The organism is Arenibacter sp. S6351L (genome assembly GCF_023016025.1).
Classification (GTDB): Bacteria; Bacteroidota; Bacteroidia; order Flavobacteriales; family Flavobacteriaceae; genus Arenibacter; species Arenibacter algicola_B.
Map to the genome: position 1 here is coordinate 206,985 of NZ_JALKBB010000002.1, position 23,120 is coordinate 230,104.

Genomic DNA, 23,120 nt, shown 5'->3' on the forward strand with positions numbered 1-23,120 from the left:
TAGATTTTTCATGGCATTCCTAGGAATAAATTAAAGTCCGCTCGTCAAAAATTTGACGAGCGGACTTTTTTGTATGCTAAAAATAGAAAAGGGTGGAGAAGCCTCCACCCTTTTCGTCCCAAATCTTACCATAAACTTAACCTACTTATGCTATGGCGATACTAAAATACTGGTATTGTGAGAAATAACAAAAATAATTATGACCTTTTAACCATAATTTTTTTCAATGATGATCAACAATTATCGTTAAAAGTGACTAAATATTAGTTAAAATACTGATTTTCAGCAATAAAAAAGGCGAAGCTAAGCTCCGCCTTTTTTCCCCAAATCTTACCATGAACTTAACCTACTTATGCTATGGTCCTCCAAAAGTAAACCAAAAGCCGTGGCGTAAAAAAGGTTTTAGACAAACGCCTCAATTATAGGTCAAAATACTTTTGGGAAAGTATTTTTGAGAGAAAGTTCTTGGATAAATAAGATATACCTATGTAGATGATCTGTTGAGTTCAAGAATATGGGCCACCCTTTCTTGCAATACAGGTACCACTTCCTGTCCGAACCAAGGATTTTTAGATTGCCAAAATCTGTTCCTAGGAGAAGGATGGGGTAAAGGAAAATATTTCGGTAAATATTCCTGATAGCCTTTTACGGTCTCCGTCAAGGTAGCTTTGGCGGTCTTTCCAAGGTAATATTGTTGGGAATAGGTGCCAATTAGAATAATTAGTTCCAGACTAGGCATACATTTCAGTAAGGTGCTGTGCCATAAGGGGGCACATTCCGGTCTCGGTGGCAAGTCGCCACCTTTGCCCCTTCCTGGATAGCAAAAGCCCATAGGCATTAATGCTATTTTACTTTCATCATAAAACACGGAATCCAAAATATTGAGCCAACTTCTCAACTGCTTACCACTTGGGTCATCCCAAGGAATGCCGGTTTGGTGCACCTTGGTCCCCGGTGCCTGACCTATAATAACAATCCTGGAATTGGGATGTGCTGCAACCACGGGTCTTGGACCCAAGGGTAACTGGGACTTACATACCTGGCAACTTCTTATTTCCGATAATAATCGCTCCATTATTTTTTACCAGCCACCACAATAACGATCTCTCCTTTTGGAGGGTTGTCCGTATAATGTTGCAAGACCTCCTTTACCGTACCCCTTATAGTCTCCTCATACATTTTTGACAGCTCCCGAGAAACGGAAACCAATCTTTCCGCACCAAAATAGGCTTCAAAATGTGATAAGGTCTTGACCAATTTATGTGGCGATTCGTAAAAAATAATCGTCCTAGGCTCTTCGGCCAATAAGGTCAATCTGGTCTGTCTGCCCTTTTTTACGGGCAAGAAGCCCTCAAAAACAAATTTATCATTAGGCAAACCGCTATTTACCAAGGCGGGTACAAATGCGGTAGCCCCAGGTAGGCAGTCCACTTCTATATTATTTTCTACACAGGCACGGGTAAGCAAAAAACCAGGATCCGAAATGGCAGGGGTCCCCGCATCGGATATCAATGCCACATTCTCCCCGGATTGCAAACGCCTTACAATCCCTTCAACCGTCTTATGCTCATTATGCATATGGTGACTTTGCATAGGGGTGTCTATGTTGTAATGGTGTAATAATTTTCCACTGGTACGGGTGTCTTCGGCCAAAATAAGGTCCACTTCCTTTAGCACCCTTATAGCGCGCAATGTAATATCCTCTAAGTTACCTATAGGTGTAGGTACTATATATAATTTCCCCATCAATTTTATTAAACACCAGCCATCTTACAAATGCAGGTGGAAAGCGACAAAATTAACGAAAATCAAGAAGAATAATTTTCATCGTTGTCCCTTAAAAAATCCTTATGCAAATTTGCGAGCAATTACGTTCATAAATCTTTGTTCGTAATCCTCTTTTCCCTCCCAATTATTATAATCCGGTTTTACCATGTTCGTAATAAACGAAATAGATCTTTCTTCACTATCTATGGTACTCAACTGGGACAACACCCTGTTGTAATCTTCCATATTGTTATTGAAGAGATGCTTTACAAATGCCAAGCGATCGTTCAAGTCCACTTTCAGCACCTTTTTAGGACCATTTTCAACAGATTGGGCAGTACTTGGCGCTTTCACGGTTTTCACCTCCTTGGGCATAAATAGGTCCTTATCGTTTTTGATCAAATCCGGTTTGTTGGTAAACTGTGATAAAACCTCGTCGATGGTGGTGGCTCCTGGCATCTCGGACACCATATCCTTTATGGTATCTATTCCTGGTATGATTATATCCTCTTCGTGCGGGTTACTTTCAGGTACCGAAGAATTTGCACTTAACACGGAGTTGGCCATAGATTCAAATTTTGCCGCTATGGCATTCTTGGAAACATCTATCTCCACCTCATTTAATTTTTCCTCAATATATTTAAGTACTGCCAACTTTTCATATAATTCCCTAGCAGTTTCATATAAGGCCGAGTAATCGTTTAAATTTCTCGAGGTTATTATTTCTGTTGATAATTTTCTCAATTCCTCTTTTAGTCTCTTTTTCATCTGAATATATTTTAAAATTAGTAGGGGCTCAATTGGAGCACCAATATAGCAATTCCTTTCAGGCAATTAATGGGTGGTTAAAGAACAAGTAATCTAGATTACCAACTTTTACCAACATTAATACCAGAAGGATTATTTTTTTAATAATTTTATGCCTCCTAATAAAAAACGGAAAACAAATTACTTTCGTCTAAAATTACAAAATGTTTCTCGAAAATACTGTTAACCCTAAAGAACAATTCGGTTGGATCGAAGTAATCTGCGGTTCCATGTTCTCTGGCAAGACCGAGGAACTGATCCGAAGGTTGAAAAGAGCCAAATTTGCCAAGCAAAAAGTAGAAATTTTTAAGCCCATGGTAGATAAAAGATACCATGAGGAAATGGTAGTTTCACACGATGCCAACGAAATTAGATCTACTCCGGTCCCGGCAGCTGCAAATATTCGGCTTTTGGCCGATGATTGCGATGTGGTAGGAATTGATGAGGCCCAATTCTTCGATGACGAAATTGTTACCGTATGCAATGATTTGGCCAACAAGGGTATCCGGGTGGTAGTGGCTGGATTGGACATGGATTTTAAGGGCAACCCGTTTGGACCAATGCCCGCGTTGATGGCCACGGCCGAATATGTCACAAAAGTTCATGCCGTTTGTACACGAACCGGCAATCTTGCCAATTATAGTTTTAGAAAGGCCAATAACAACAAATTGGTTTTTTTGGGAGAAACAGAAGAATATGAACCTCTTAGTAGAGCAGCGTACTACAAAGCTATGTTAAAAGAAAAAGTAAACGCCATAGAAGTTACATCCGAGGAAGTATTACCTCCTCAAAAAAAATCGAATGACTAAGGTCGGAGAAACCGTTCTGGAAATAGACCTTAGGGCCCTGGAACACAATTATCATTATTTGAGATCCAAGGTAGATCCAAAAACCAAATTTCTAGGAGTGGTGAAGGCTTTCGCCTATGGCAGTGATTCCATAGCCATCGCAAAAAAACTGGAAACCCTTGGTGCGGACTATTTGGCCGTAGCTTATACTGCAGAAGGTGTAGCCTTAAGGGAAGTCGGAATTGAACTGCCCATCCTGGTGTTGCATCCGCAAGAGGTAAGTTTTGCCACCTTAATAGAAAAATGTTTGGAGCCCAGTCTATATTCGCGCACAATTTTCTCTTCCTTTTTAAAAGTTGCCAGAGACCGGGACCAAAGGAATTACCCTATACATTTAAAATTCAACACCGGTCTAAACAGATTGGGCTTTGGGGAAAAGGATATAGATTTTATTTTATCATCGCTGGAAGGAGCGGAGCAAGTAAAAATAAGTTCCCTATTTTCCCATTTAGCCGCTTCCGAAGACTTGAACGAAAAAGAATTTACTATCTCCCAGATTAGGCAGTTCGAAAAAATTAGTTCGGCAATAATCTCCAAATTAAAGTACAGGCCCAAAAGGCATATGTTGAATACCTCCGGAATAATTAATTACCCAGAAGCCCAGTACGACATGGTAAGAAGCGGTATAGGACTTTACGGCTATGGAAACGAGGCCGCCGAAGATGAACGTTTAATTCCTGTCGCCACCCTTAAAACCATAATTTCACAGATCCACAAGATAGGGGCCAATGAAAGTGTAGGTTACAATAGGGCGTTCGTCTCCAATGCTCCCAAGGTTACGGCAACACTACCATTGGGCCATGCAGACGGAATTGGCAGACAATATGGGAACCGAAAAGGTCAGGTATCCATACACGGAAAATTGGCACCCATTATTGGCAATGTTTGTATGGACATGATCATGGTGGATATCACCGGGATTGATTGTAAGGAAGGCGATGAGGTCATAGTTTTTGGCCAGAAACATAGTGCAGAAGCCTTAGCGTCTTCGGCCAATACCATAACTTATGAACTGCTGACCGGAATTTCGCAACGGGTGAAACGCATTTATAAAGATTGAGGTTTAGAAAATAGATTTTTCCCAAATGTTTAAAACCCAATTTTATAAGATATGTTCAATGTAGCAAACATTTTCATTTTAACATTTTGTTAAGATGCCAAATTAAATTAAATTGCAGCTAGTATTAATCAAATAAAACACTAATTATGTTAAAGGAATTTAAGGATTTTATTATGACCGGCAATGTCATTGATTTGGCCGTTGCTGTACTGCTAGCGGGAGCTGCAGGCTTGGTTGTCAGTGGATTTGTCAACGATATCATGATGCCAGTCGTGGGATATTTTACCGGGGGAGTGGATTTCTCCGATATGCAAATTGTACTGTCAGAGGCAATTGTTGCTGCCGACGGAACGGTTGAAAAACCTGCCAGTGCTATCCGTTATGGGGCCTGGATAAATTCTATCATTAACTTAATTATTGTTGGATTTGTATTATTTATTATAGTTAAGGCATACAACAAAACTAAAAAACCAAAGGAGGAAGCTCCTGCGGCACCTAAAGGCCCAAGTCAAGAAGAGCTTTTGACCCAGATCAGGGATCTACTAAAAAAATAATTTTTTTAAAACATGACGTACTTTGGCTTATAATCAAAGTACAACCGCTACACTACCAACTAACCAACAAAAACCGTCAATTGGGATTCGCTATCCAAGTTGACGGTTCTTTTATATAATAAAGTTATATTTATAACAATTTGTTATATTTTTAATATATTCTATTTTATGTATTGTTTAATATCCTATAATCAGTACATTTGCCAACTGAAATTTTAATTTAATCGTAATGAAAGTAGCTGTAGTTGGTGCAACAGGAATGGTAGGGGAGGTAATGCTAAAAGTATTGGCAGAACGTAACTTTCCAGTAACGGAATTATTGGTAGTGGCCTCGGAAAGATCTGTAGGCAAAAAGTTAAGCTTCCAAGGCAAGGAGTACACCTTAATTGGGTTGGAAACTGCGGTTGCCGCCAAACCGGACGTTGCCATTTTTTCAGCAGGAGGCGATACTTCCTTGGAATGGGCGCCAAAATTTGCCGCTGTTGGTACCACGGTAATAGACAATTCTTCAGCTTGGCGTATGGATCCCACTAAAAAATTAGTGGTTCCCGAAATAAACGCATCGGAGTTGACAAAAGAGGATAAGATTATAGCCAACCCAAACTGTTCCACAATACAAATGGTATTGGCACTTTCTTCCCTTCACAAAAAATACAAAATGAAAAGGGTCGTTGTTTCTACCTACCAATCGGTTTCCGGAACAGGCGTAAAAGCGGTTCAGCAATTGGAAAATGAAATTGCAGGAATAAAGGGAGAAATGGCATATCCTTATCCTATCGGGAAAAATGCATTGCCACATTGCGATGTATTCCTGGAGAATGGATATACCAAGGAAGAAATGAAGTTGGCCAAAGAGCCTCAAAAGATATTCAATGACAATTCATTCTCCGTTACTGCAACAGCAGTACGTATTCCAACCTCAGGAGGGCACTCGGAATCCGTTAATGTGGAATTTGAAAATGATTTTGAACTTTCTGAAGTTAGAAGGTTGTTGAGTGAAACTCCAGGAATCGTTGTTCAGGACAATACCGACACCAATACCTATCCAATGCCCATTTATGCACATGGCAAGGATGATGTTTTTGTAGGACGTATTAGAAGGGACGAAACCCAACCCAATACCCTGAACATGTGGATCGTTGCGGATAACCTAAGAAAAGGGGCAGCAACGAACGCCGTACAGATTGCAGAATATTTGGTTGAAAACCAACTGGTGTAGTAGAATTACTGTAAAAACAGCCTTCAATCCCAAAAGGAACTAAGGAGAGAAGGAAAAGATGTTAAAACCTTTGTAACCACCATTTACAAAGGTTTTTTTTATGCTATTTTTGGCTTAAGAACATCGATAAATGAAGCGATTAATATTGATCCCACTTACGGCAATACTAATGTTAGCCTGTGAGACCAACCAAAAAAAAGATACCATCATTTTGAAATATCCAAACACAAAAAAAGTTGATTCCGTAGACAGCTATTTCGGAATAAAAATACACGACCCATTCCGTTGGCTGGAAGATGACCGAAGCCCCGAGACCGAAAATTGGGTAAAGCAACAAAATGAGACCACATTTAATTATTTGGACAAAATTCCATTTCGCAAAGAGCTAAAAAAACGTTTGGAACAATTATGGAATTTTGAAAAGTTGGGTTCTCCATTCAAAGAAGGCGATTACATCTATTTTTTTAAGAACGATGGCTTACAAAATCAGAATGTATTGTACCGCAAAAAAGGTGATGATGGGCAGGCAGAAGTATTTCTGGACCCCAATTCCTTCTCCGAAGATGCTACTACTTCATTGGCCGGAATAAATTTTTCCAAGGATGGTTCCATAGCCGCCTATTCCATTTCCGAAGGTGGAAGTGATTGGCGAAAAGTAATCGTGATCAACGCAAAAAATAAGTCGATTGTTGAAGATACTCTGGTAGACATTAAATTTAGTGGAGTTTCCTGGAAGGGAAACGAAGGCTTCTATTACTCCAGTTATGACAAACCTGAAGGAAGCGAGCTATCTGCCAAAACCGATCAACATAAGCTTTATTATCACAAACTGGGAACTCCCCAAAAGAGCGATGAGGTGGTTTTTGGGGGAATTCCAGAGGAAAAGCATAGATATGTCGGGGGTTATGTAACCGAAGACGACAGGTATCTCATAATTTCGGCCGCTGTCTCCACCTCTGGGAACAAATTATTCATAAAGGACTTGACCCAACCTGAAAGCGGACTGATTACCATTTTGAATACTACGGACAGCGATAGCCAAATCATAGACAATGTAGGATCCCGACTTTTTATTTTAACCAACAGAAATGCACCCAATAAGAAAGTCGTTACCGTGGGGGCAGAAAATCCTTCACCAGAACATTGGACAGATCTAATTCCGGAAACACAAAATGTTCTATCTGTTGGTACCGGTGGAGGTTATTTCTTTGCAGAGTATATGGTAGACGCCATTTCCAAAGTGTATCAATATGACAACCAAGGCCAAATGATACGCGAAATAGCACTTCCAGGGCTCGGAAGTGCCGGTGGCTTCGGTGGCAAAAAGAAGGAAACAGAACTTTATTTCACTTTTACCAATTACAATAGCCCGGAATCTATTTATAAATTGGATATTAAAACAGGAGACTATTCCATTTATTGGAAACCTGAAATAGATTTCAACCCAAACAATTACGTGTCCACACAAATCTTTTATACTTCCAAGGACGGCACTAAAGTACCAATGATAATCACCCATAAAAAAGGATTGCCGCTAAATGGCCAAAATCAAACCATTTTATATGGCTATGGGGGTTTTAACATAAGCCTGACCCCGACTTTTAGTGTTATTAATGCTGTATGGATGGAGCAAGGTGGCATCCTTGCGGTGCCCAACCTTAGAGGAGGTGGGGAATATGGCAAACAATGGCATGATGCGGGGATTAAAACCAAAAAACAAAACGTCTTTGACGATTTTATCGCTGCCGCCGAATACTTAATAGCCGAGAAATATACCTCATCGGAGTATTTGGCCATTAAAGGAGGTTCCAACGGTGGACTACTGGTGGGAGCTACCATGACCCAAAGACCGGAATTAATGAAGGTGGCCCTGCCTGCCGTAGGGGTTTTGGATATGTTGCGGTATCATACATTTACCGCCGGTGCTGGCTGGGCCTATGATTACGGAACAGCTGAAGACAATTTGGAGATGTTCAATTATCTAAAAGGCTATTCCCCTGTACACAACGTTAGGAAAGGCGTAGAATATCCAGCCACCTTGATTACCACAGGCGATCATGACGACAGGGTGGTACCGGCGCACAGTTTTAAATTCGCTGCGGAATTGCAGGATAAACAGACGGGGGCCAACCCTACCTTAATACGAATAGAAGTAAATGCCGGCCATGGTGCAGGAACTCCCGTGAGCAAGACCATTGACCAAAATGTGGATATTTTCGGATTTACCTTGTTCAATATGGGCTTTAGCGCGCTCCCTAACAAGGGAGTTTTAAAAGATTTTGAGGAATAGTTTAAAAAAAATCGATAATTTTGTTTTAGAGTCCGTTTCTTTTAGAAATGGACTTTTTTTATCCCCTCTAGGTACATATATAGTTTTAGCCAATGTTACAAGTAAATTCCCTTTCGTTCGCTTATGATAAAAAGCCGGTACTTACCAATATCAACTTCAAGGTAGACCACGGAGAACATGTTTCCATTGTTGGAGAAAGCGGTTGTGGCAAAAGCACCCTGCTCAAAATTATTTACGGTCTATTACAGCCAATTGAAGGTGAAATATTTTGGGGTGAAAAACAGGTATTGGGCCCAGATTTTAATCTGGTACCTGGAGAGTCTTACATGAAATACCTTTCACAGGATTTTGATTTAATGCCCTTCACCACAGTGGCCGAAAACGTTAGTCAGTTTTTATCTGTTTTTTATCCAGAGGAATTAAAGGCCAGAACAACAGAATTGTTGGAAATGATAGATATGGTGTCCTTTGCCAAAGTAAAGGTTAAGAATCTGAGTGGGGGACAACAACAGCGGGTAGCCTTAGCCAGGGTTCTGGCACAAAAACCGGAATTGCTCTTGTTGGATGAACCCTTTGGACATATAGACAATTTTAGAAAGAATCAACTTAGAAGAAATCTCTTTGACTATTTAAAAAAAGAGGGTATTAGCTGTATCACCGCTACCCATGACCATCAAGATATTTTACCCTATGCCAATAGGATCATTGTCCTTAAGGATAGGACCATAATGACCAACGCCAATACTAGAGACCTATATAACAACCCGAAAAATATCTATACCGCTACCTTATTTGGTGAAGCCAACCTAATACCTATAAATATTATAAAATCTTATGGGGATTTGGAAAGGGAAATTATTGTTTATGCCCATGAATTTAGGGTTTCAAACAAAAAAGGAATACCAGTAATGGTAGAAAAATGCTATTTTATGGGCAGTCATTTTTTGGTTGAAGCAATGTCTGGGGAGAAAAGAATACGCTTCAATTCCGAGGAAGCGCTAACCCCTGGCAACAAAGCATTCCTAAATATTGCCTTGGAAACCATAAGCCAACGTTTAAAACCATAATAAAATATTGAATAGGGAAGGCATCATACAGGAGCTAAAATTTAAAGCGGTGAGGAGCAGTGGTGCCGGGGGTCAGCATGTAAACAAGGTGTCCTCCAAAGTTGAATTGACCTTTGATCTTGAAAACTCCATGGCCTTGACCGATATTGAAAAAAACCGACTTCTCAGGAAACTATCGACCAAGCTAAGCAAGGAAAACATACTTATAATGCAATGTGAGGAAACCAGGAGTCAGCACAAAAACAAAGAACTGGTCATTAAAAAATTCCTTGATACCCTCGAAACCAGTTTAACGGTCCCAAAAAGAAGAAGAAAGACCAAACCTAGCAGGTCGGCCATTGAAAAGCGGTTAAAGAGCAAAAAAAAGGCTGCACTCAAAAAATTAAACAGGGGCAAGCCTAGGTTGGAGTAATCCGCCTGAATTTACCTTTACTTCCCTTCCCCAAAAACGGCAACCGCACGAACGGGAGATCCGGTACCTCCACGGATTTTCAAAGGCAATGCAATAAATCTAAAGCGACCCCGACCAATTAAGAGCTGTAAATTGATCATATTTTCATAGTGGGTAAAGCCAATCTCCCCACAAACATGATGTACTTCCCTATTCGATACCCCAGGAATTCCTGGAGACATCATTTCAACCCCAAAAGCGGAAATTCCCTGTTCTCCCAGCCAAAGTGCCGAAGCAGCGCTAAGCCCCGGTCCGCGCCCCCAGTCCGCACTACCGTAGGTCCTTCTATAGTGGTCTGTGTAGATCAGGACCGTATCTCCTTTTTTAATAGTTATATTGCCATTGGAACAAGCCGATACCAAATCTTCCGGCTCTATTAATTCCATTAACCCTTTGTGGGACAAGTCCAAACAAATTCCCTCTGTATAGAACATAGTGAGCGGCATAGTGTCTATGGACTGCCCCTTAAATTCCCTTGCCATATGACTTAGGGAATCCACATGGGTTCCAGTATGTTCGCTCATCTCCAATTTGTAGACACTTGGAGATACCGTATTGCTATCTGTAATTCCGTCCCATTCTTCATGGGAGGCATACATCTCCATCCTTACTTCAGGAAGGCTTTTATAAACAGGCATCCCTGAAAATATTTCTTGGCTTAGGTCAATAATTTCTACCATAATAAAAGAATCATACCTTTTAAACTAAATACTTTCCATAGCAGCATTAAAAACTACACAATCTGCCGTATTACAATTTTTCTAGAATTAAAACTAACCATATCCCCCACCGCTTTCCCCAATAGCAGTTTCCCTATTGGCGTATTGGGCGCAATGGCAAAATATGATACTCCATCCAACTTCAATTCCCCTGCACTGATCCCCATATAATAATTATGTTGGTCGGTAATTACCAAACTACCCAATCCCACCATAGAAGTCTTCTTGTTTGGAGGTATCTTTTTAAACAACTCCTGTAACAACTGTGCTTCAGCCAACTGATTGCCCAATTTTTCGCGCTCCAATTGAATCATGGCCCTTCCAGTTTCATGTTTGTCCCCAGCACTACTTTTGGTCTCGGAGGTCAAAGCTTCCTGTAAGGAATCGATATTGCTATTAATGCGCACCAACCTATTCTCTATAAATGATTTACAAAACTCGTATAACCGTTGTTTTACCGAAGAATCCATTCAGAATATTGTTATTAAATTTCAATGGCATTATAACTTTAAACCTACTTTATCAAATTAGCCAATTCCCTACCTACCAAACTACCAATGGCAATTCCCATACCGCCCATCCTTACCCCACAGAACACATTATTGGCAAGTTGTTTTACAATAGGTTTCTTCTGATTTCCCATCCCCATAATTCCGCTCCATCGTAAATCTATCTCAAAAGGCGTATCGGGCAAAATAATAGTACGCAGCATTTCCTCCAGCCTGTTCTGGATCAAAGTGGTCTCGCCAAAGGAGCTGGTTTCCTCCCCTTTAAAATCGAGATTTCTCCCTCCTCCCAATAGTATTCGATTTTCTATATTCCTAAAATAATAGTAGCCTTCATCCAAATGAAAAGTACCCTTTACGGATAGGTTTTCTATGGGTTTGGTGATCAACACCTGCGCTCGGGCAGGCTTCACAATTTCCCCGATTAATTGGGACGCAAAACCATTGGTGGCAATAAACAGTTTGTTGGTCTTAAACTCGAATTGATCGGTTTTAACAACAACATGATCCATATTCTCTTGGTAGCCTTCCACGGCAATAGCATTCAGAATGGTCACCCCACTGTGCTGTACCTTGGCTAGTAAGGTTTTCATCATACTGCCGGTATTGATCTGGCCTTCGAACGGATTGGTTATATAATTTTTCTGGACCCCCTTAAACTTAAAACTATTGGGATGCACTACATAAGCGTCTGCACCAAATACCGGTTTTAATAAGGAATTAATCATATTCAATTTATCAAGACAATCCTCATATAAATCCGCCTGTTCCTTTAAAAAAATCTCATGCCCCCCGTTGTTTTGATAATCCATTTGTTCATCGCCAAGATTCTCCCTTAGCAATTGTATCCCCTCCCAACGCTTTAGAACCAATTGGCGGACCTCCTGCTCGGAATGCTTCTTTAAGTCGGACAAAACCTCTGAAATGCTGCCAAAACAAGCGAATCCCGCATTTTTTGTGCTGGCCCCTTGCGGGAGATGACCTCTTTCCAAGAGCAATATCTTTGCCTTGGGGAACAGTTTCTTTAAGTATAAGGCACAATTTAACCCTACGATTCCACTGCCAACAATAGTAAAATCTATGTTGGACAACCAGGTTTTATATTCCCAATAACTAAGGCTCATAGTGGGCAGTTGCTTTTATGATCAAAATAACAAAAGAAGAATAAAGGTATTATTAATTTAGATAAGAATATTCCATGGTGAAAGGTTCATTCAATAATCCTTTAAACTAAAAAAGCGGATTAAACTGTTGGTTGCCCACCAGTTTAATCCGCCTCATCCAAAAAATAATTATATTATTAAAATCTGATTATTCCGCTGGTTGTGGTGCCATTACAAAGTCTTCCATAAACTTTGTGGTATAGTTCCCCGCCAAGTAATCCGGGTGATCCATTAGTTGTCTATGAAAAGGAATAGTTGTTTTAATACCTTCAATAACAAACTCATCCAATGCCCGTTTCATTTTATTGATGGCTTCTTCCCTTGTTTGAGCCGTTGTAATAAGCTTAGCGATCATGGAGTCATAGTTGGGCGGAATGGTATAACCACTATAAACGTGGGTATCCAAACGTATCCCATGCCCTCCTGGAGTATGTAATGTGGTTATCTTGCCGGGAGAAGGTCTAAATCCGTTATAGGGATCCTCCGCATTTATTCTACATTCAATGGAGTGCAGCTTTGGAAGATAGTTTTTACCTGAAATAGGCACTCCGCCAGCTACTAGAATCTGCTCCCGTATAAGGTCATAATCTATTACCTGTTCTGTTATGGGATGTTCTACCTGAATCCTGGTATTCATTTCCATAAAATAGAAATTTCGGTGTTTATCTACCAGAAATTCTATAGTTCCTGCACCTTCGTATTTTATAAATTCGGCCGCCCTTACAGCCGCTTTTCCCATGTCGTCCCTCAACTTGTCCGTCATAAATGGGGAAGGGGTTTCTTCGGTCAACTTTTGATGGCGACGCTGAATAGAGCAGTCCCTTTCTGAAAGGTGACAGGCCTTTCCATATTGGTCACCAACTATCTGTATTTCTATATGGCGAGGTTCCTCGATCAACTTTTCCATATACATGCCTCCATTGCCAAAGGCAGCTGTAGCCTCCTTTACCGCACTGTTAAAGAGTTCCTCCATCTTGTCCTCGGACATAACGGCACGCATCCCTTTACCACCTCCACCTGCAGTAGCTTTGATCATAACTGGATAACCCATTTTTTTGGCCACTTTTTTGGCATCCTCTACATCCTTCAACAAGCCTTCAGAACCTGGTACACAAGGTACACCGGCCTTTTTCATGGTTTCTTTGGCAGTGGCCTTGTCCCCCATCTTATCTATATGTTCGCCTGTAGCCCCAATAAATTTTATATCGTGCTCGGCGCATATTCTGGAGAACTTGGAGTTTTCGGAAAGAAATCCATATCCTGGGTGTATGGCATCGGCATTGGTAATTTCGGCCGCTGCAATAATATTTGGTATTTTAAGGTAGGATTCGCTACTTGGGGCAGGACCTATGCAAACGGCTTCGTCCGCAAAACGCACATGTAGGCTTTCCTCATCCGCTTTGGAATATACCGCTACCGTTTTTATACCCATTTCCTTACAGGTCCTAATAATACGTAGCGCTATTTCCCCCCTATTTGCAATAAGTATTTTCTTAAACATCTTTTGAAATTTTAAATTTGTATTCTAAATTTTAAATGATTCGAAATGACCATATTAAATCGTCATCCGACATTTAGCATTTAAAACTTCTTATGATGGATCTACCAAAAATAATGGCTGATCGAATTCTACGGGTGAACTATCATCTACAAGAACTTTCACAATGGTACCGGAAACTTCGGATTCAATATCATTAAATAGTTTCATTGCCTCTATGACGCAAAGCACATCTCCTTTTGCTATAGTATCCCCTACCTCAACGAATGATGGTTTATCAGGAGAGGGTTTTCTATAAAAAGTTCCAATTATTGGTGATTTTATGGTAATATATTTTGAATTTTCATCAGCTTCCTTTTTTACCTCCACTTCAACAGAAGGAGAACTAGCAGGAGCAGCAGCCATCTGTTGTGGCATATGGCCTCCCATAGGAATTTGTTGTACATAAGTTGGTTCTGCAGTATGACCAGCTGCACCGGTTCGGATGGTGATCTTTATATCTTCCATCTCCAATTTTACTTCACTAGCCCCAGATTTGGCTACAAATTTAATTAAGCTTTGAATTTCTTTAATATCCATAGAGTTCGTATTAGTTTATAGGTTGCTTCAAATTTATGAATTGTATGCCCATTTTAAATATATGGAGCCCCAGGTGAAACCACCACCAAAGGCTGCAAAAACCAAATTATCACCTTTTTTAAGCTGGCTTTCATAGTCGCTCAGCAAAAGTGGGAGGGTCGCGGAAGTAGTGTTTCCGTACCTCTGTATATTCATCATTACCTTGGAATCGTCGAGTCCCATTCTATTGGAAGTGGCATCGATGATTCTTTTGTTGGCCTGATGGGGTACTAACCAACTTACATCATTATGAGACAAATTATTTCGCTCCATTATCTTGGCGGCAGAATCGGCCATATTGGTAACTGCAAATTTAAAGACCGACTTCCCATCCTGATAAATAAAATGTTGTCTATTCTTAACGGTTTCCTCGGAGGCGGGAAGCAAGGAGCCTCCGGCATCCATTTTAAGGAAATTTCTTCCTACACCATCCGATCTTAAATATTCGTCCTGTAGACCTAGACCTTCGTTATTTGGCTCAAAAAGCGCCGCGCCGGCACCATCCCCAAAAATTATACAGGTGGTTCTATCGGTATAGTCTATAATAGAGGACATTTTATCGGCCCCGATAAGCAATACCTTTTTATATCTCCCGGATTCTATATAACTGGCCGCAGTGGACATTCCATATAAAAAACTGGAACATGCAGCCTGCAAATCATAGGCGAAAGCATTAGTTGCCCCAATTTCCGAAGCCACATAAGCAGCTGTTGCGGCAACCATCATATCTGGAGTTGCAGTTGCAACAATAATCAATTCGATCTCCTTGGGATCCAATTTCCGTTTTTCCAGAAGTTGCTCCGCAGCTCTTATGGCAAGATATGATGTTCCCAGGCCCTCACCCTTTAGGATTCTCCTTTCCTTGATACCCGTCCTTGTCGTAATCCACTCATCATTGGTATCTACCAAAGTCTCCAAAATCTTATTCGTCATTACAAAGTCTGGTACATAAGACCCTACAGCGGTAATTGCTGCCGTTGTTTTGCTCATCTAAATTTGATTTTTATCAATAAACCTCCAAAAACAATTGAAAATTTGTGAAAATTAGTGATTTTATATGACTTTAAGTCCAAAAATACCTTGTTTTTGAAATTTACATCGCCTTCATAAAAAAACTCCCACTCTTAAGAAGTGGGAGTCCAAATTATATTGTTCTAGCCTAAATTATGCTACTGCTTCTTCAGTTTTGTCAATCAAAACCTCTCCACGGTAGTATAATTTACCTTCATGCCAATGAGCTCTGTGAAACAAATGCATTTCTCCAGTAGTTGGATCTTGTGCTACAGTAGGAGCTACCGCCTTATAATGCGTTCTTCTCTTGTCTCTTCTGGTTTTGGAAATTTTTCTTTTAGGATGTGCCATTATGAAACTTATTTATCCGTTAATAATTTTTTTAAAGCGTCCCATCTGGGATCAATATCTTCTTTGTTTTCCTTTGTATCTTTTGGTTGGAGTTCTTCCAGCTTGTCCAACACATCTGATTTTAAGCTGCCGTCCAACACCCCAGGGTGAACCTTTTTAAGAGGTACGGCCAACACCAACATCTCATAGACATATTGGGCAATATTGATTTGGTATTCACTGTGTGGAATAATCAATATCTCATCATTGTCGTTGTTGTACTCATCACCAAACTTAACCACCAATTCCAAATCGGCCTTTATTTTTTGGTCATAAGGTTCGCTGGTGAGGTCACAATTAACATTTACTGTTCCCCGTGCCTTCATTTCCAACTCCATCATGGTACTCATTTTATTCAAGGTAACGTCCAATTTAATATTCGCACCGTTGAACTCATCATACTCAAAAGATTCAAAGAACTTATTCTCTATGGTGTACTCAAACTCGTGTTTTCCCTGTTTCAGTCCCGAAAAAGGAATAATAAACTCCTTATGCTGCATCATGATCCACACTGGTTTTAACGTACCCGCCGCAATAAAGGCGGGTGCAAAGATACTATTATTTTGTAAAAAGCCAACAAATAGAACGAAATAAATATATTCCGGTAAAATTCACTTAATTCAATGATCCAAAGCCGAGTAGCTTCCTAATATTATGGAAACGCTATCCCTGCCTTTTTAGCTTATGCTTTTTTAAAGGATTCCCTGTTAATTCCTTATATTCCTTTCTATTTTTAAATATATGTAGGGCGGTAAATACGGCCTCTTTAAAGGAACTATTGTCCGCAACCCCCTTACCTGCAATTTCATAGGCCGTACCATGGTCTGGCGAAGTGCGCACCTTACTAAGGCCTGCGGTAAAGTTTACCCCTTTCCCAAAGGACAAAGTTTTAAAAGGTATAAGTCCCTGGTCATGATAGGCCGCCAAAATAGCATCGAAATTCTTGTAATTGTCAGACCCAAAAAAACTATCCGCAGAATAAGGTCCAAAAACCAAATGTCCCTTTTCGGACATTTCCTTGATTACCGGCTTTAAAATCTCGTCATCTTCTTTCCCAATTACGCCATTATCACCGCTGTGCGGATTAATTCCCAAAAGTGCAATTTTTGGTTTCCTAATACCAAAATCCATCTTTAAGGAGTTGGAAATAGTGGTAATTTTAGAGCGTATCAATTGAGGTGTAATATGGGCTGCAACATCCTTTACCGCTACATGATCGGTAAGCAAGCCCACCCTTAAACCATCTGTCACCATAAACATTAAGCTTTCCCCTTCCAATTCCTGGGCTAGATAATCTGTATGTCCCGGAAATTTAAAATCCTCCGCCTGTATGTTGTTCTTATTAATCGGTGCCGTAACCAAAACGTCTATCTCATTATTCTTAAGCGCCTCTACTGCAGCCCTTAAGGACTGTATGGCGTATTTTCCACTCTCTGGAGTTGGCTCCCCAAAATTAACATTGGGGGTTTCCCTCCAAACGTTTACCACGTTTATCTTGCCATCTATGGCCTTGGAGGCATCTTGGATACCATTATAATTTATATCCAGTCCCAACTCCGATTTTTGGTGGGAGATGGTTTTGTTGGATGCAAAAATAACTGGTGTGCAGAAATCCAACATTCGGGAATCTTCAAATGTCTTAAGCACCACTTCGCACCCAATCCCATTTAAATCCCCAATGGATATCCCCAATTTTATATTTCCAGTTTCCTGCATTTTGTCTTTTCGTTTAATATGAAATAAACCCCTAAATTTACAACACAAAACTACTTAATTAAAACGAGACATGTTTACTGGGATTATTGAAACTTTGGGAGAAGTAAAAAAATTGGAAAAAGAGGGAGGCAATCTTCATATTACCTTAAGATCTAAGATTACCCAAGAACTAAAAATAGACCAAAGTGTTGCACATAATGGCGTATGTCTTACAGTCGTAAAAATTGCCGATGATCAGTATACCGTAACCGCCATAGAGGAAACCTTGGAAAAAACCAATTTAAACGATCTTAATGAAGGAGATCTTGTAAACTTGGAACGTGCCATGGTGCTTGGAGCCAGGTTGGACGGGCATATTGTACAGGGCCATGTGGACCAAACAGGGGAATGTATCGATATTAAAGAAAAGGATGGTAGTTGGTTTTTTACCTTCAGTTATGATCCAAAGCAAAATAACGTTACCATAGAAAAAGGATCCATAACCATAGACGGAACCAGTTTAACGGTCGTGGATTCCCAAAAAAACAGTTTTAGTGTAGCCATAATCCCCTACACTTATGAACATACCCGATTTGGAAGTTACACTATTGGGACACGGGTTAATCTAGAGTTTGATGTAATTGGTAAGTACGTTTCCAGATTGTTGGAAATCAGAGGTTAATAATGCTGTTATCGTTTTAGAATTTCCCGTTTACCAAGACCAATTATTATAAAAATTATGCTAATTTAAACAACTAGAACATTATAGGGTTTAAAACTTATGCTTTATATAATCATTGGAACTGGCCTTCTATTTATAGCCATGGCGTTCCTCGTAACGGAAAACAATTCAAAATATCTTCTTTCTGGCTACAACACCATGAGTGAAGCCGAAAGAACAAAGGTGGATATAAAATCGTACATCCCCTATTTTAAAAAGTTCCACCTGTTTTTGGGAGTTAGCTTTATTGCCATAGGCCTCTTATTGCACTTTGCCATTGGGGAAAGCGCAAGCGGAATTTTCATAGGTGTTTATCCCATTCTAGCCTACATTTATTTCATGAGGGAAAGCAATAAATACTGGAAAGGATCCAGTAGCAAATGGAATAAAATTGGTCTTTATGTTCTAGTGGCGACCTTAATTCTTGTATTTGGGCTCCTAGCCATGGGTTTTAAGGAAAATCAAATAGTCATTGCACCGGATTCTGTCCAATTTAAGGGCAGTTATGGGGAAATCCTAAATGCATCGGAAATACAATCGGTAGCCCTGGTAGACCATTTACCTAAAATAACATCAAAAACCAATGGATTTGCCCTTGGAAGTGTCAAGAAGGGATATTTTAAAACCAAGGAAGGGGAGAAAGTGAAATTGATATTGAACTCGGAAAGTAAAGCATACCTCCTTTTTACAAAAACGAATGGAGAAAAAATTTACTTCTCGGCCAAGGAAAAACCTAGTATTGATCTCTATAATGAGATAAAAAATGTCTACCCAGAAGGACTTGAATAGTAGAAGTATCCCATCTTTGTTCATATATAAACATTGCCAGCGTGATTAAATCCCTATTTACAGTACAATATTATTTTCAAGAATCGTTATACTTGCAAGATTTGAAGTTTTATATATGCAGTTTACGAGCGATTACATTAGTTTAAAAGGTAGTGTTTTTTCCTTCAATTTAGAGAGAAGCGTGGCCTTTAGACTGGTTGCCCCTCCAAACTACAGGGAGTCCCCAACGCCATTTTCTGTACTGTTAATGAATGATGGCCAGGATTATGTGGGATTAAATTTAGAAAAAACATTGTCCGATGCCTATAAGGACAAGGAAACCAATCCGTTTATTTTTGTAGGTATAGAAGCCGATCACAATAGACTTTATGAGTATGGCACTTCTATTTCTGCGGATTTTAAAGGTAGGGGCAACAAGGCCTTGCAATATTCCAAATTTATCATAGAGGAATTGATTCCCTTCTTAGGCAAGGAATTTAAAGTTTCCCCTCCTGTACAAAACTGGGTCTATTGTGGCTTTTCCTTAGGAGGCCTTTCCGCCTTTGACATTGTATTCAACAATTCCAAATTTTTCGGTAAAGTAGGAGTTTTTAGCGGTTCCTTTTGGTGGCGCAGAAAAGCATACCAAAAACACGATATGGAGGATAGGAGCAGGATTACTTTGGACATGATCAAGAATTCTAAGCACCGTGCACCTCTGCAATACTTTTTTCAATGCGGTACGGAGGAAGAAACCGATGACCGAAACAACAATGGTGTTATAGATGTAATAGATGACACCTTGGATGTAATAAACGAATTGCAGTTAAAAGGGTATTCCTATCCCGGGGACATTTGCTATAAAGAAATTGAAGGAGGAAAGCATGATTTATTCACTTGGGGCTCGGCGCTGCCACAATTTATTAAATGGGCATTCCAAAAGGACTGAATTAGACCTTTATAAATATCTTTTTTCTGTAAAGAATATACCCCAGTAACACATAAAAAGAGACCAATGAGAGCCCATACAACAATGAAGAGGTTTCCATTGCCAAAAAATCCTGTACATAAACAGTATTAAAAAGCCAGGCTTTTAGGGAAGTATCCCCATCTACCTTTACCAAACCCATGATCTTACTGATAAAACTGGAAAGAAAATATAGGACAATGGCATTTGCCCCTGCATATTTAAATATACTGCCAAACTTAATTCCCTTTACATCTGAAAAATAATATATTAGGCCCAAAATAATATTGGCCCAACCAACCGTTACCATTACAAAACTACTACTCCATAGCGCCTTGTTTATGGGGAAAAACAGATCCCAAACATAACCTACGACCAACATTAAAAATCCCATTCCAACAAGCAGTATTTCCTTTTTAGCTCTTTTGGAGCGTAAGATAAGACCTGTAAAAATTCCTAGTAATGCTGAAGCTATAGACGGCAAAGTACTTAACAAACCTTCTGGATCATAATCTGCCTTATAGCTGTGGCTCCCAAATACAAGGACATCCAAATAATTGGCCAAATTGTTCGGTGCACGCTCAAAGGTAGGCGCCATACCGTTGACCGGCACAAAGCCCATTACCAACCAATACCCAATCAAAAGAAAAGCACAAATACCAACCAGTGTTTTCCAATTGAAATTGATAAATAAAATTGAGGCAAAGAAAAACACCACACCAATACGCTGTAGCACCCCTGGAAATCGAATGTTTTCGAAATCCTTAAAGAAGGGAAAGTGAATGGTAAACGCTCCCAAGAAAAGACCCAGGCCTATTAATTTCAAGGCTCTTATGGCTATTTTTTTATAGGTACTGGCATCTACCGGTTTGTGTTGATACGCAAAAACAATGGAACAGCCCACGATGAACAAGAAAAAGGGAAATACAAGATCTGTGGGGGTATATCCGTGCCATGGAGCATGCAAGAAAGGAGCGTATACATGGGACCATGTTCCGGGATTATTTACCAAAATCATAAGGACAATGGTAAGTCCCCTAAAGATATCCACGGAAACTATTCTGTTCTGTATATTCATTCCTAGTTTTGTGCCTGCTTACCTTTTATAGGACCTTCACCTACAGAATATGATCCTTCATCTTATTCCAAGCCCGAGCCAACAAAAATCCGGACACTATGGCGACAGCTGTTAGAATTAGTGCACTGGTGGTTTTTCCATATATCCAATACCCAGTTGCAAACATACAGGAGTAGATCAGGACACAACCTAGCAACATGGCGGTGATACCGGCAGGAACACTCCATTTTTCTTTGGTGTTCACAATCTCTACATTTTCATCTTTCGCCTCCTTGATCACTTTGGACCAACCTGGTCCACCCGGCTGAATTTTTTTGTAAAAATCCTGCAATACCTGTTTTGATTCTGGCTGGGTCATATATGTTGCCGTCAACCAAATAACCGTAGTAACCACGACCACAAAGGGATATTCCGCCCAATCCGGGAATACACCGGTTTCAGCAGCAAATAAGAAAGGTCCCACAGCTGTTAATTTTAAGATAATAGAGACAATTCCCGAAGCAAACATGGCAGTTATCTCACTCCATGCGTTGATGCGCCACCAGAACCATCTCAAAATAAAGATCAGTCCAGTTCCCGCACCAAATACCAATAGTACTTCAAACAACTGCAAGGCATTTTGCAAAAGCAAAGCCAAGGCCGCACTGAAAACCATTAACACCACCGTGGACAATCTACCAACGGCCACCAACCTTTTCTCGGAGGCATTGGGGTTTATCTGTTGTTTGTAAAAGTCATAAACTATATAGGACGATCCCCAGTTTAACTGGGTAGAAATAGTACTCATATAAGCCGCAATAAGGGAAGCCAATACCAATCCCAATAATCCACTGGGTAATTTGGTCAACATAGCCGAATAAGCCAAATCATGACCTAATTTATCTACCGCAACATTTGGGAAGGCCTCATGTATACTGGCAATGTCAGGATATACTACCAAGGATGCCAAGGCTACCAAAATCCATGGCCATGGACGCAAAGCATAGTGCATAATGTTAAAAAAGAAAGTAGCACCTATTGCATGATTTTCATTTTTGGCCGCCAACATACGCTGGGCAATATAGCCCCCTCCACCTGGTTCCGCACCGGGATACCAAGAACTCCACCATTGTACTGCCAGAGGGATTATAAATAGTGTGATCAAAGCATTGGTATTGGTAAAGTCGGGCACAATAGCAAGTTTATCCACAACATGTTCATTGGCCATCAATGCTGTTATACCTCCTACTTCCGGAATATTCACCAAATAGTAGGCCGCTCCAATAGCACCGCCCATAGCTACAAAGAACAGTAGAAAATCTGTATAAACCACTCCTTTAAATCCGCCCAAGGCGCTAAAGGTCACGGTAATCAATCCAGCACTTACCACGGTTACCCATGGTTCCAAGCCCAACATAATACCACCTATCTTAATTGCTGCCAAAGTAACGGCAGACATGGTAATCACATTAAATATCACTCCTAAATAAACGGCTCTAAATTTTCTTAAAAAGCTTGCCGGTTTACCCCCATAGCGCAGTTCATAAAATTCCAAATCCGTATTTACATTGGATTTCCTCCAAAGTTTGGCATATACAAAGACGGTAAGTAAACCTGTCAATAGAAAAGCCCACCAAACCCAGTTTCCGGAAACTCCGTTGGTACGAACAATATCCGTCACCAAATTGGGCGTATCCGTAGAAAAGGTCGTGGCCACCATAGAGAGGCCCAACAGCCACCAAGGCATGGTTCTACCCGAAAGAAAATATTCCGAAGAACTGGCCCCGGATTTCTTGGATACATAAATTCCGATAAATAAAACAATTGAGAAAAAAACGACAATAAAACTGTAATCGAGGGTACTTAATTCCATCAGTTTGGCTTAGGTTTGAGAATTAAGATCTAAAGATAAATTTTTTTGGGATACTTTTGCCCTTTGTTCGC

24 protein-coding genes are annotated in these 23,120 nt (G+C 40.1%); 10 read left to right on the top strand and 14 right to left on the bottom strand.

Annotated elements, in window-relative coordinates; genetic code table 11:
* Positions 1–484: 484 nt before the first annotated feature.
* The 3 genes from MWU82_RS02805 to MWU82_RS02815 all read right to left on the bottom strand — a co-directional run bounded on the left by MWU82_RS02805 (position 485) and on the right by MWU82_RS02815 (position 2,535).
* Positions 485–1,075, bottom strand: a complete 591-nt coding sequence (locus MWU82_RS02805; RefSeq protein ID WP_247095143.1) for a uracil-DNA glycosylase family protein — start codon at positions 1,073–1,075, stop codon at positions 485–487.
* Positions 1,075–1,746, bottom strand: a complete 672-nt coding sequence (rsmI, locus tag MWU82_RS02810) for a 16S rRNA (cytidine(1402)-2'-O)-methyltransferase (protein ID WP_247095144.1) — start codon at positions 1,744–1,746, stop codon at positions 1,075–1,077. The genes MWU82_RS02805 and rsmI overlap by 1 nt, the downstream gene beginning before the upstream one ends.
* Positions 1,747–1,848: 102 nt before the next feature.
* The gene (locus tag MWU82_RS02815) at positions 1,849–2,535 is read right to left on the bottom strand and encodes a hypothetical protein (RefSeq protein WP_072860266.1); all 687 of its coding nucleotides are present in this window, start codon (positions 2,533–2,535) and stop codon (positions 1,849–1,851) included.
* 203 nt (positions 2,536–2,738) lie between these two features.
* Between MWU82_RS02815 and MWU82_RS02820 the strand changes: the two genes are divergently transcribed.
* The 7 genes from MWU82_RS02820 to arfB all read left to right on the top strand — a co-directional run bounded on the left by MWU82_RS02820 (position 2,739) and on the right by arfB (position 10,024).
* Positions 2,739–3,383 (top strand): thymidine kinase, encoded by a 645-nt coding sequence (locus MWU82_RS02820; RefSeq protein WP_072860265.1) that lies wholly within the window; start codon positions 2,739–2,741, stop codon positions 3,381–3,383.
* The gene (gene alr / locus MWU82_RS02825; RefSeq protein WP_247095145.1) at positions 3,376–4,482 is read left to right on the top strand and encodes an alanine racemase; all 1,107 of its coding nucleotides are present in this window, start codon (positions 3,376–3,378) and stop codon (positions 4,480–4,482) included. Before MWU82_RS02820 ends, alr begins: the two co-directional genes overlap by 8 nt.
* Positions 4,483–4,628: 146 nt before the next feature.
* Complete coding sequence (mscL, locus tag MWU82_RS02830; RefSeq protein WP_072860263.1) at positions 4,629–5,036, top strand: large-conductance mechanosensitive channel protein MscL; 408 nt, start codon at positions 4,629–4,631, stop codon at positions 5,034–5,036.
* Positions 5,037–5,265: 229 nt separating this feature from the next.
* Entirely contained in the window at positions 5,266–6,255 is a 990-nt protein-coding gene (locus MWU82_RS02835) for an aspartate-semialdehyde dehydrogenase (protein ID WP_072860262.1), read from the top strand.
* A gap of 130 nt (positions 6,256–6,385) precedes the next feature.
* Positions 6,386–8,545, top strand: coding sequence for a prolyl oligopeptidase family serine peptidase (locus MWU82_RS02840; protein ID WP_247095146.1), 2,160 nt, complete (start codon positions 6,386–6,388; stop codon positions 8,543–8,545).
* A gap of 92 nt (positions 8,546–8,637) precedes the next feature.
* Entirely contained in the window at positions 8,638–9,612 is a 975-nt protein-coding gene (locus MWU82_RS02845) for an ABC transporter ATP-binding protein (protein ID WP_247095147.1), read from the top strand.
* 7 nt (positions 9,613–9,619) lie between these two features.
* A complete protein-coding gene (arfB, locus tag MWU82_RS02850) occupies positions 9,620–10,024 on the top strand; it encodes an alternative ribosome rescue aminoacyl-tRNA hydrolase ArfB (protein ID WP_247095148.1) in 405 nt (134 codons plus the stop codon).
* 17 nt (positions 10,025–10,041) lie between these two features.
* Here arfB and MWU82_RS02855 read toward each other — a convergent pair whose 3' ends face one another.
* The 9 genes from MWU82_RS02855 to pdxA all read right to left on the bottom strand — a co-directional run bounded on the left by MWU82_RS02855 (position 10,042) and on the right by pdxA (position 17,684).
* Positions 10,042–10,743: a cyclase family protein gene (locus MWU82_RS02855; protein WP_247095149.1), complete on the bottom strand. Its 702-nt coding sequence runs from the start codon at positions 10,741–10,743 to the stop codon at positions 10,042–10,044.
* Between the two features lie 53 nt (positions 10,744–10,796).
* Positions 10,797–11,252, bottom strand: coding sequence for a 3-oxoacyl-ACP synthase (locus MWU82_RS02860; RefSeq protein WP_247095150.1), 456 nt, complete (start codon positions 11,250–11,252; stop codon positions 10,797–10,799).
* A 44-nt stretch (positions 11,253–11,296) separates the two neighbouring features.
* Entirely contained in the window at positions 11,297–12,412 is a 1,116-nt protein-coding gene (locus MWU82_RS02865) for an FAD-dependent oxidoreductase (RefSeq protein ID WP_247095151.1), read from the bottom strand.
* 187 nt (positions 12,413–12,599) lie between these two features.
* Positions 12,600–13,952: an acetyl-CoA carboxylase biotin carboxylase subunit gene (gene accC, locus MWU82_RS02870; RefSeq protein WP_072860255.1), complete on the bottom strand. Its 1,353-nt coding sequence runs from the start codon at positions 13,950–13,952 to the stop codon at positions 12,600–12,602.
* 90 nt (positions 13,953–14,042) lie between these two features.
* Positions 14,043–14,528 carry an acetyl-CoA carboxylase biotin carboxyl carrier protein gene (gene accB, locus MWU82_RS02875; RefSeq protein WP_072860254.1) on the bottom strand — a complete coding sequence of 162 codons (486 nt, stop codon included), beginning with the start codon at positions 14,526–14,528 and terminating at the stop codon, positions 14,043–14,045.
* Positions 14,529–14,561: 33 nt separating this feature from the next.
* Positions 14,562–15,557, bottom strand: coding sequence for a beta-ketoacyl-ACP synthase III (locus tag MWU82_RS02880; RefSeq protein ID WP_247095152.1), 996 nt, complete (start codon positions 15,555–15,557; stop codon positions 14,562–14,564).
* 174 nt (positions 15,558–15,731) lie between these two features.
* Positions 15,732–15,929, bottom strand: a complete 198-nt coding sequence (gene rpmF / locus MWU82_RS02885) for a 50S ribosomal protein L32 (RefSeq protein ID WP_031445940.1) — start codon at positions 15,927–15,929, stop codon at positions 15,732–15,734.
* Positions 15,930–15,937: 8 nt separating this feature from the next.
* On the bottom strand, positions 15,938–16,471 hold the full coding sequence (locus MWU82_RS02890; RefSeq protein WP_247095153.1) for a DUF177 domain-containing protein: 534 nt from the start codon (positions 16,469–16,471) through the stop codon (positions 15,938–15,940).
* 160 nt (positions 16,472–16,631) lie between these two features.
* Positions 16,632–17,684 carry a 4-hydroxythreonine-4-phosphate dehydrogenase PdxA gene (gene pdxA, locus MWU82_RS02895; protein ID WP_247095154.1) on the bottom strand — a complete coding sequence of 351 codons (1,053 nt, stop codon included), beginning with the start codon at positions 17,682–17,684 and terminating at the stop codon, positions 16,632–16,634.
* A gap of 70 nt (positions 17,685–17,754) precedes the next feature.
* Here pdxA and MWU82_RS02900 point away from each other — a divergent pair, with 70 nt between their 5' ends.
* The 3 genes from MWU82_RS02900 to MWU82_RS02910 all read left to right on the top strand — a co-directional run bounded on the left by MWU82_RS02900 (position 17,755) and on the right by MWU82_RS02910 (position 20,101).
* A complete protein-coding gene (locus MWU82_RS02900; protein ID WP_247095155.1) occupies positions 17,755–18,345 on the top strand; it encodes a riboflavin synthase in 591 nt (196 codons plus the stop codon).
* A gap of 99 nt (positions 18,346–18,444) precedes the next feature.
* Complete coding sequence (locus MWU82_RS02905) at positions 18,445–19,173, top strand: DUF3784 domain-containing protein (protein ID WP_247095156.1); 729 nt, start codon at positions 18,445–18,447, stop codon at positions 19,171–19,173.
* 115 nt (positions 19,174–19,288) lie between these two features.
* The gene (locus MWU82_RS02910; protein ID WP_247095157.1) at positions 19,289–20,101 is read left to right on the top strand and encodes an alpha/beta hydrolase-fold protein; all 813 of its coding nucleotides are present in this window, start codon (positions 19,289–19,291) and stop codon (positions 20,099–20,101) included.
* Between the two features lies 1 nt (position 20,102).
* Here MWU82_RS02910 and MWU82_RS02915 read toward each other — a convergent pair whose 3' ends face one another.
* Both MWU82_RS02915 and MWU82_RS02920 read right to left on the bottom strand, forming a co-directional pair.
* Positions 20,103–21,197, bottom strand: coding sequence for a heparan-alpha-glucosaminide N-acetyltransferase domain-containing protein (locus MWU82_RS02915; protein WP_281502392.1), 1,095 nt, complete (start codon positions 21,195–21,197; stop codon positions 20,103–20,105).
* 40 nt (positions 21,198–21,237) lie between these two features.
* Entirely contained in the window at positions 21,238–23,049 is a 1,812-nt protein-coding gene (locus MWU82_RS02920; protein WP_247095158.1) for a sodium:solute symporter family protein, read from the bottom strand.
* Between the last annotated feature and the right edge of the window lie 71 nt (positions 23,050–23,120).

Bases quoted from the DNA above. Each gene is read 5' to 3' on its own strand.
- accB (WP_072860254.1), bottom strand. From the start codon at position 14,528: ATGGATATTAAAGAAATTCAAAGCTTAATTAAATTTGTAGCCAAATCT.
- MWU82_RS02915 (WP_281502392.1), bottom strand. From the start codon at position 21,197: ATGAATATACAGAACAGAATAGTTTCCGTGGATATCTTTAGGGGACTT.
- pdxA (WP_247095154.1), bottom strand. From the start codon at position 17,684: ATGCAGGAAACTGGAAATATAAAATTGGGGATATCCATTGGGGATTTA.
- rsmI (WP_247095144.1), bottom strand. From the start codon at position 1,746: ATGGGGAAATTATATATAGTACCTACACCTATAGGTAACTTAGAGGAT.
- MWU82_RS02840 (WP_247095146.1), top strand. From the start codon at position 6,386: ATGAAGCGATTAATATTGATCCCACTTACGGCAATACTAATGTTAGCC.
- MWU82_RS02910 (WP_247095157.1), top strand. From the start codon at position 19,289: ATGCAGTTTACGAGCGATTACATTAGTTTAAAAGGTAGTGTTTTTTCC.
- MWU82_RS02805 (WP_247095143.1), bottom strand. From the start codon at position 1,075: ATGGAGCGATTATTATCGGAAATAAGAAGTTGCCAGGTATGTAAGTCC.
- MWU82_RS02920 (WP_247095158.1), bottom strand. From the start codon at position 23,049: ATGGAATTAAGTACCCTCGATTACAGTTTTATTGTCGTTTTTTTCTCA.
- MWU82_RS02820 (WP_072860265.1), top strand. From the start codon at position 2,739: ATGTTTCTCGAAAATACTGTTAACCCTAAAGAACAATTCGGTTGGATC.
- MWU82_RS02835 (WP_072860262.1), top strand. From the start codon at position 5,266: ATGAAAGTAGCTGTAGTTGGTGCAACAGGAATGGTAGGGGAGGTAATG.
- MWU82_RS02865 (WP_247095151.1), bottom strand. From the start codon at position 12,412: ATGAGCCTTAGTTATTGGGAATATAAAACCTGGTTGTCCAACATAGAT.
- MWU82_RS02845 (WP_247095147.1), top strand. From the start codon at position 8,638: ATGTTACAAGTAAATTCCCTTTCGTTCGCTTATGATAAAAAGCCGGTA.
- MWU82_RS02860 (WP_247095150.1), bottom strand. From the start codon at position 11,252: ATGGATTCTTCGGTAAAACAACGGTTATACGAGTTTTGTAAATCATTT.
- MWU82_RS02890 (WP_247095153.1), bottom strand. From the start codon at position 16,471: ATGATGCAGCATAAGGAGTTTATTATTCCTTTTTCGGGACTGAAACAG.
- MWU82_RS02880 (WP_247095152.1), bottom strand. From the start codon at position 15,557: ATGAGCAAAACAACGGCAGCAATTACCGCTGTAGGGTCTTATGTACCA.
- accC (WP_072860255.1), bottom strand. From the start codon at position 13,952: ATGTTTAAGAAAATACTTATTGCAAATAGGGGGGAAATAGCGCTACGT.
- MWU82_RS02900 (WP_247095155.1), top strand. From the start codon at position 17,755: ATGTTTACTGGGATTATTGAAACTTTGGGAGAAGTAAAAAAATTGGAA.
- MWU82_RS02905 (WP_247095156.1), top strand. From the start codon at position 18,445: ATGCTTTATATAATCATTGGAACTGGCCTTCTATTTATAGCCATGGCG.
- MWU82_RS02815 (WP_072860266.1), bottom strand. From the start codon at position 2,535: ATGAAAAAGAGACTAAAAGAGGAATTGAGAAAATTATCAACAGAAATA.
- mscL (WP_072860263.1), top strand. From the start codon at position 4,629: ATGTTAAAGGAATTTAAGGATTTTATTATGACCGGCAATGTCATTGAT.
- alr (WP_247095145.1), top strand. From the start codon at position 3,376: ATGACTAAGGTCGGAGAAACCGTTCTGGAAATAGACCTTAGGGCCCTG.
- rpmF (WP_031445940.1), bottom strand. From the start codon at position 15,929: ATGGCACATCCTAAAAGAAAAATTTCCAAAACCAGAAGAGACAAGAGA.
- MWU82_RS02855 (WP_247095149.1), bottom strand. From the start codon at position 10,743: ATGGTAGAAATTATTGACCTAAGCCAAGAAATATTTTCAGGGATGCCT.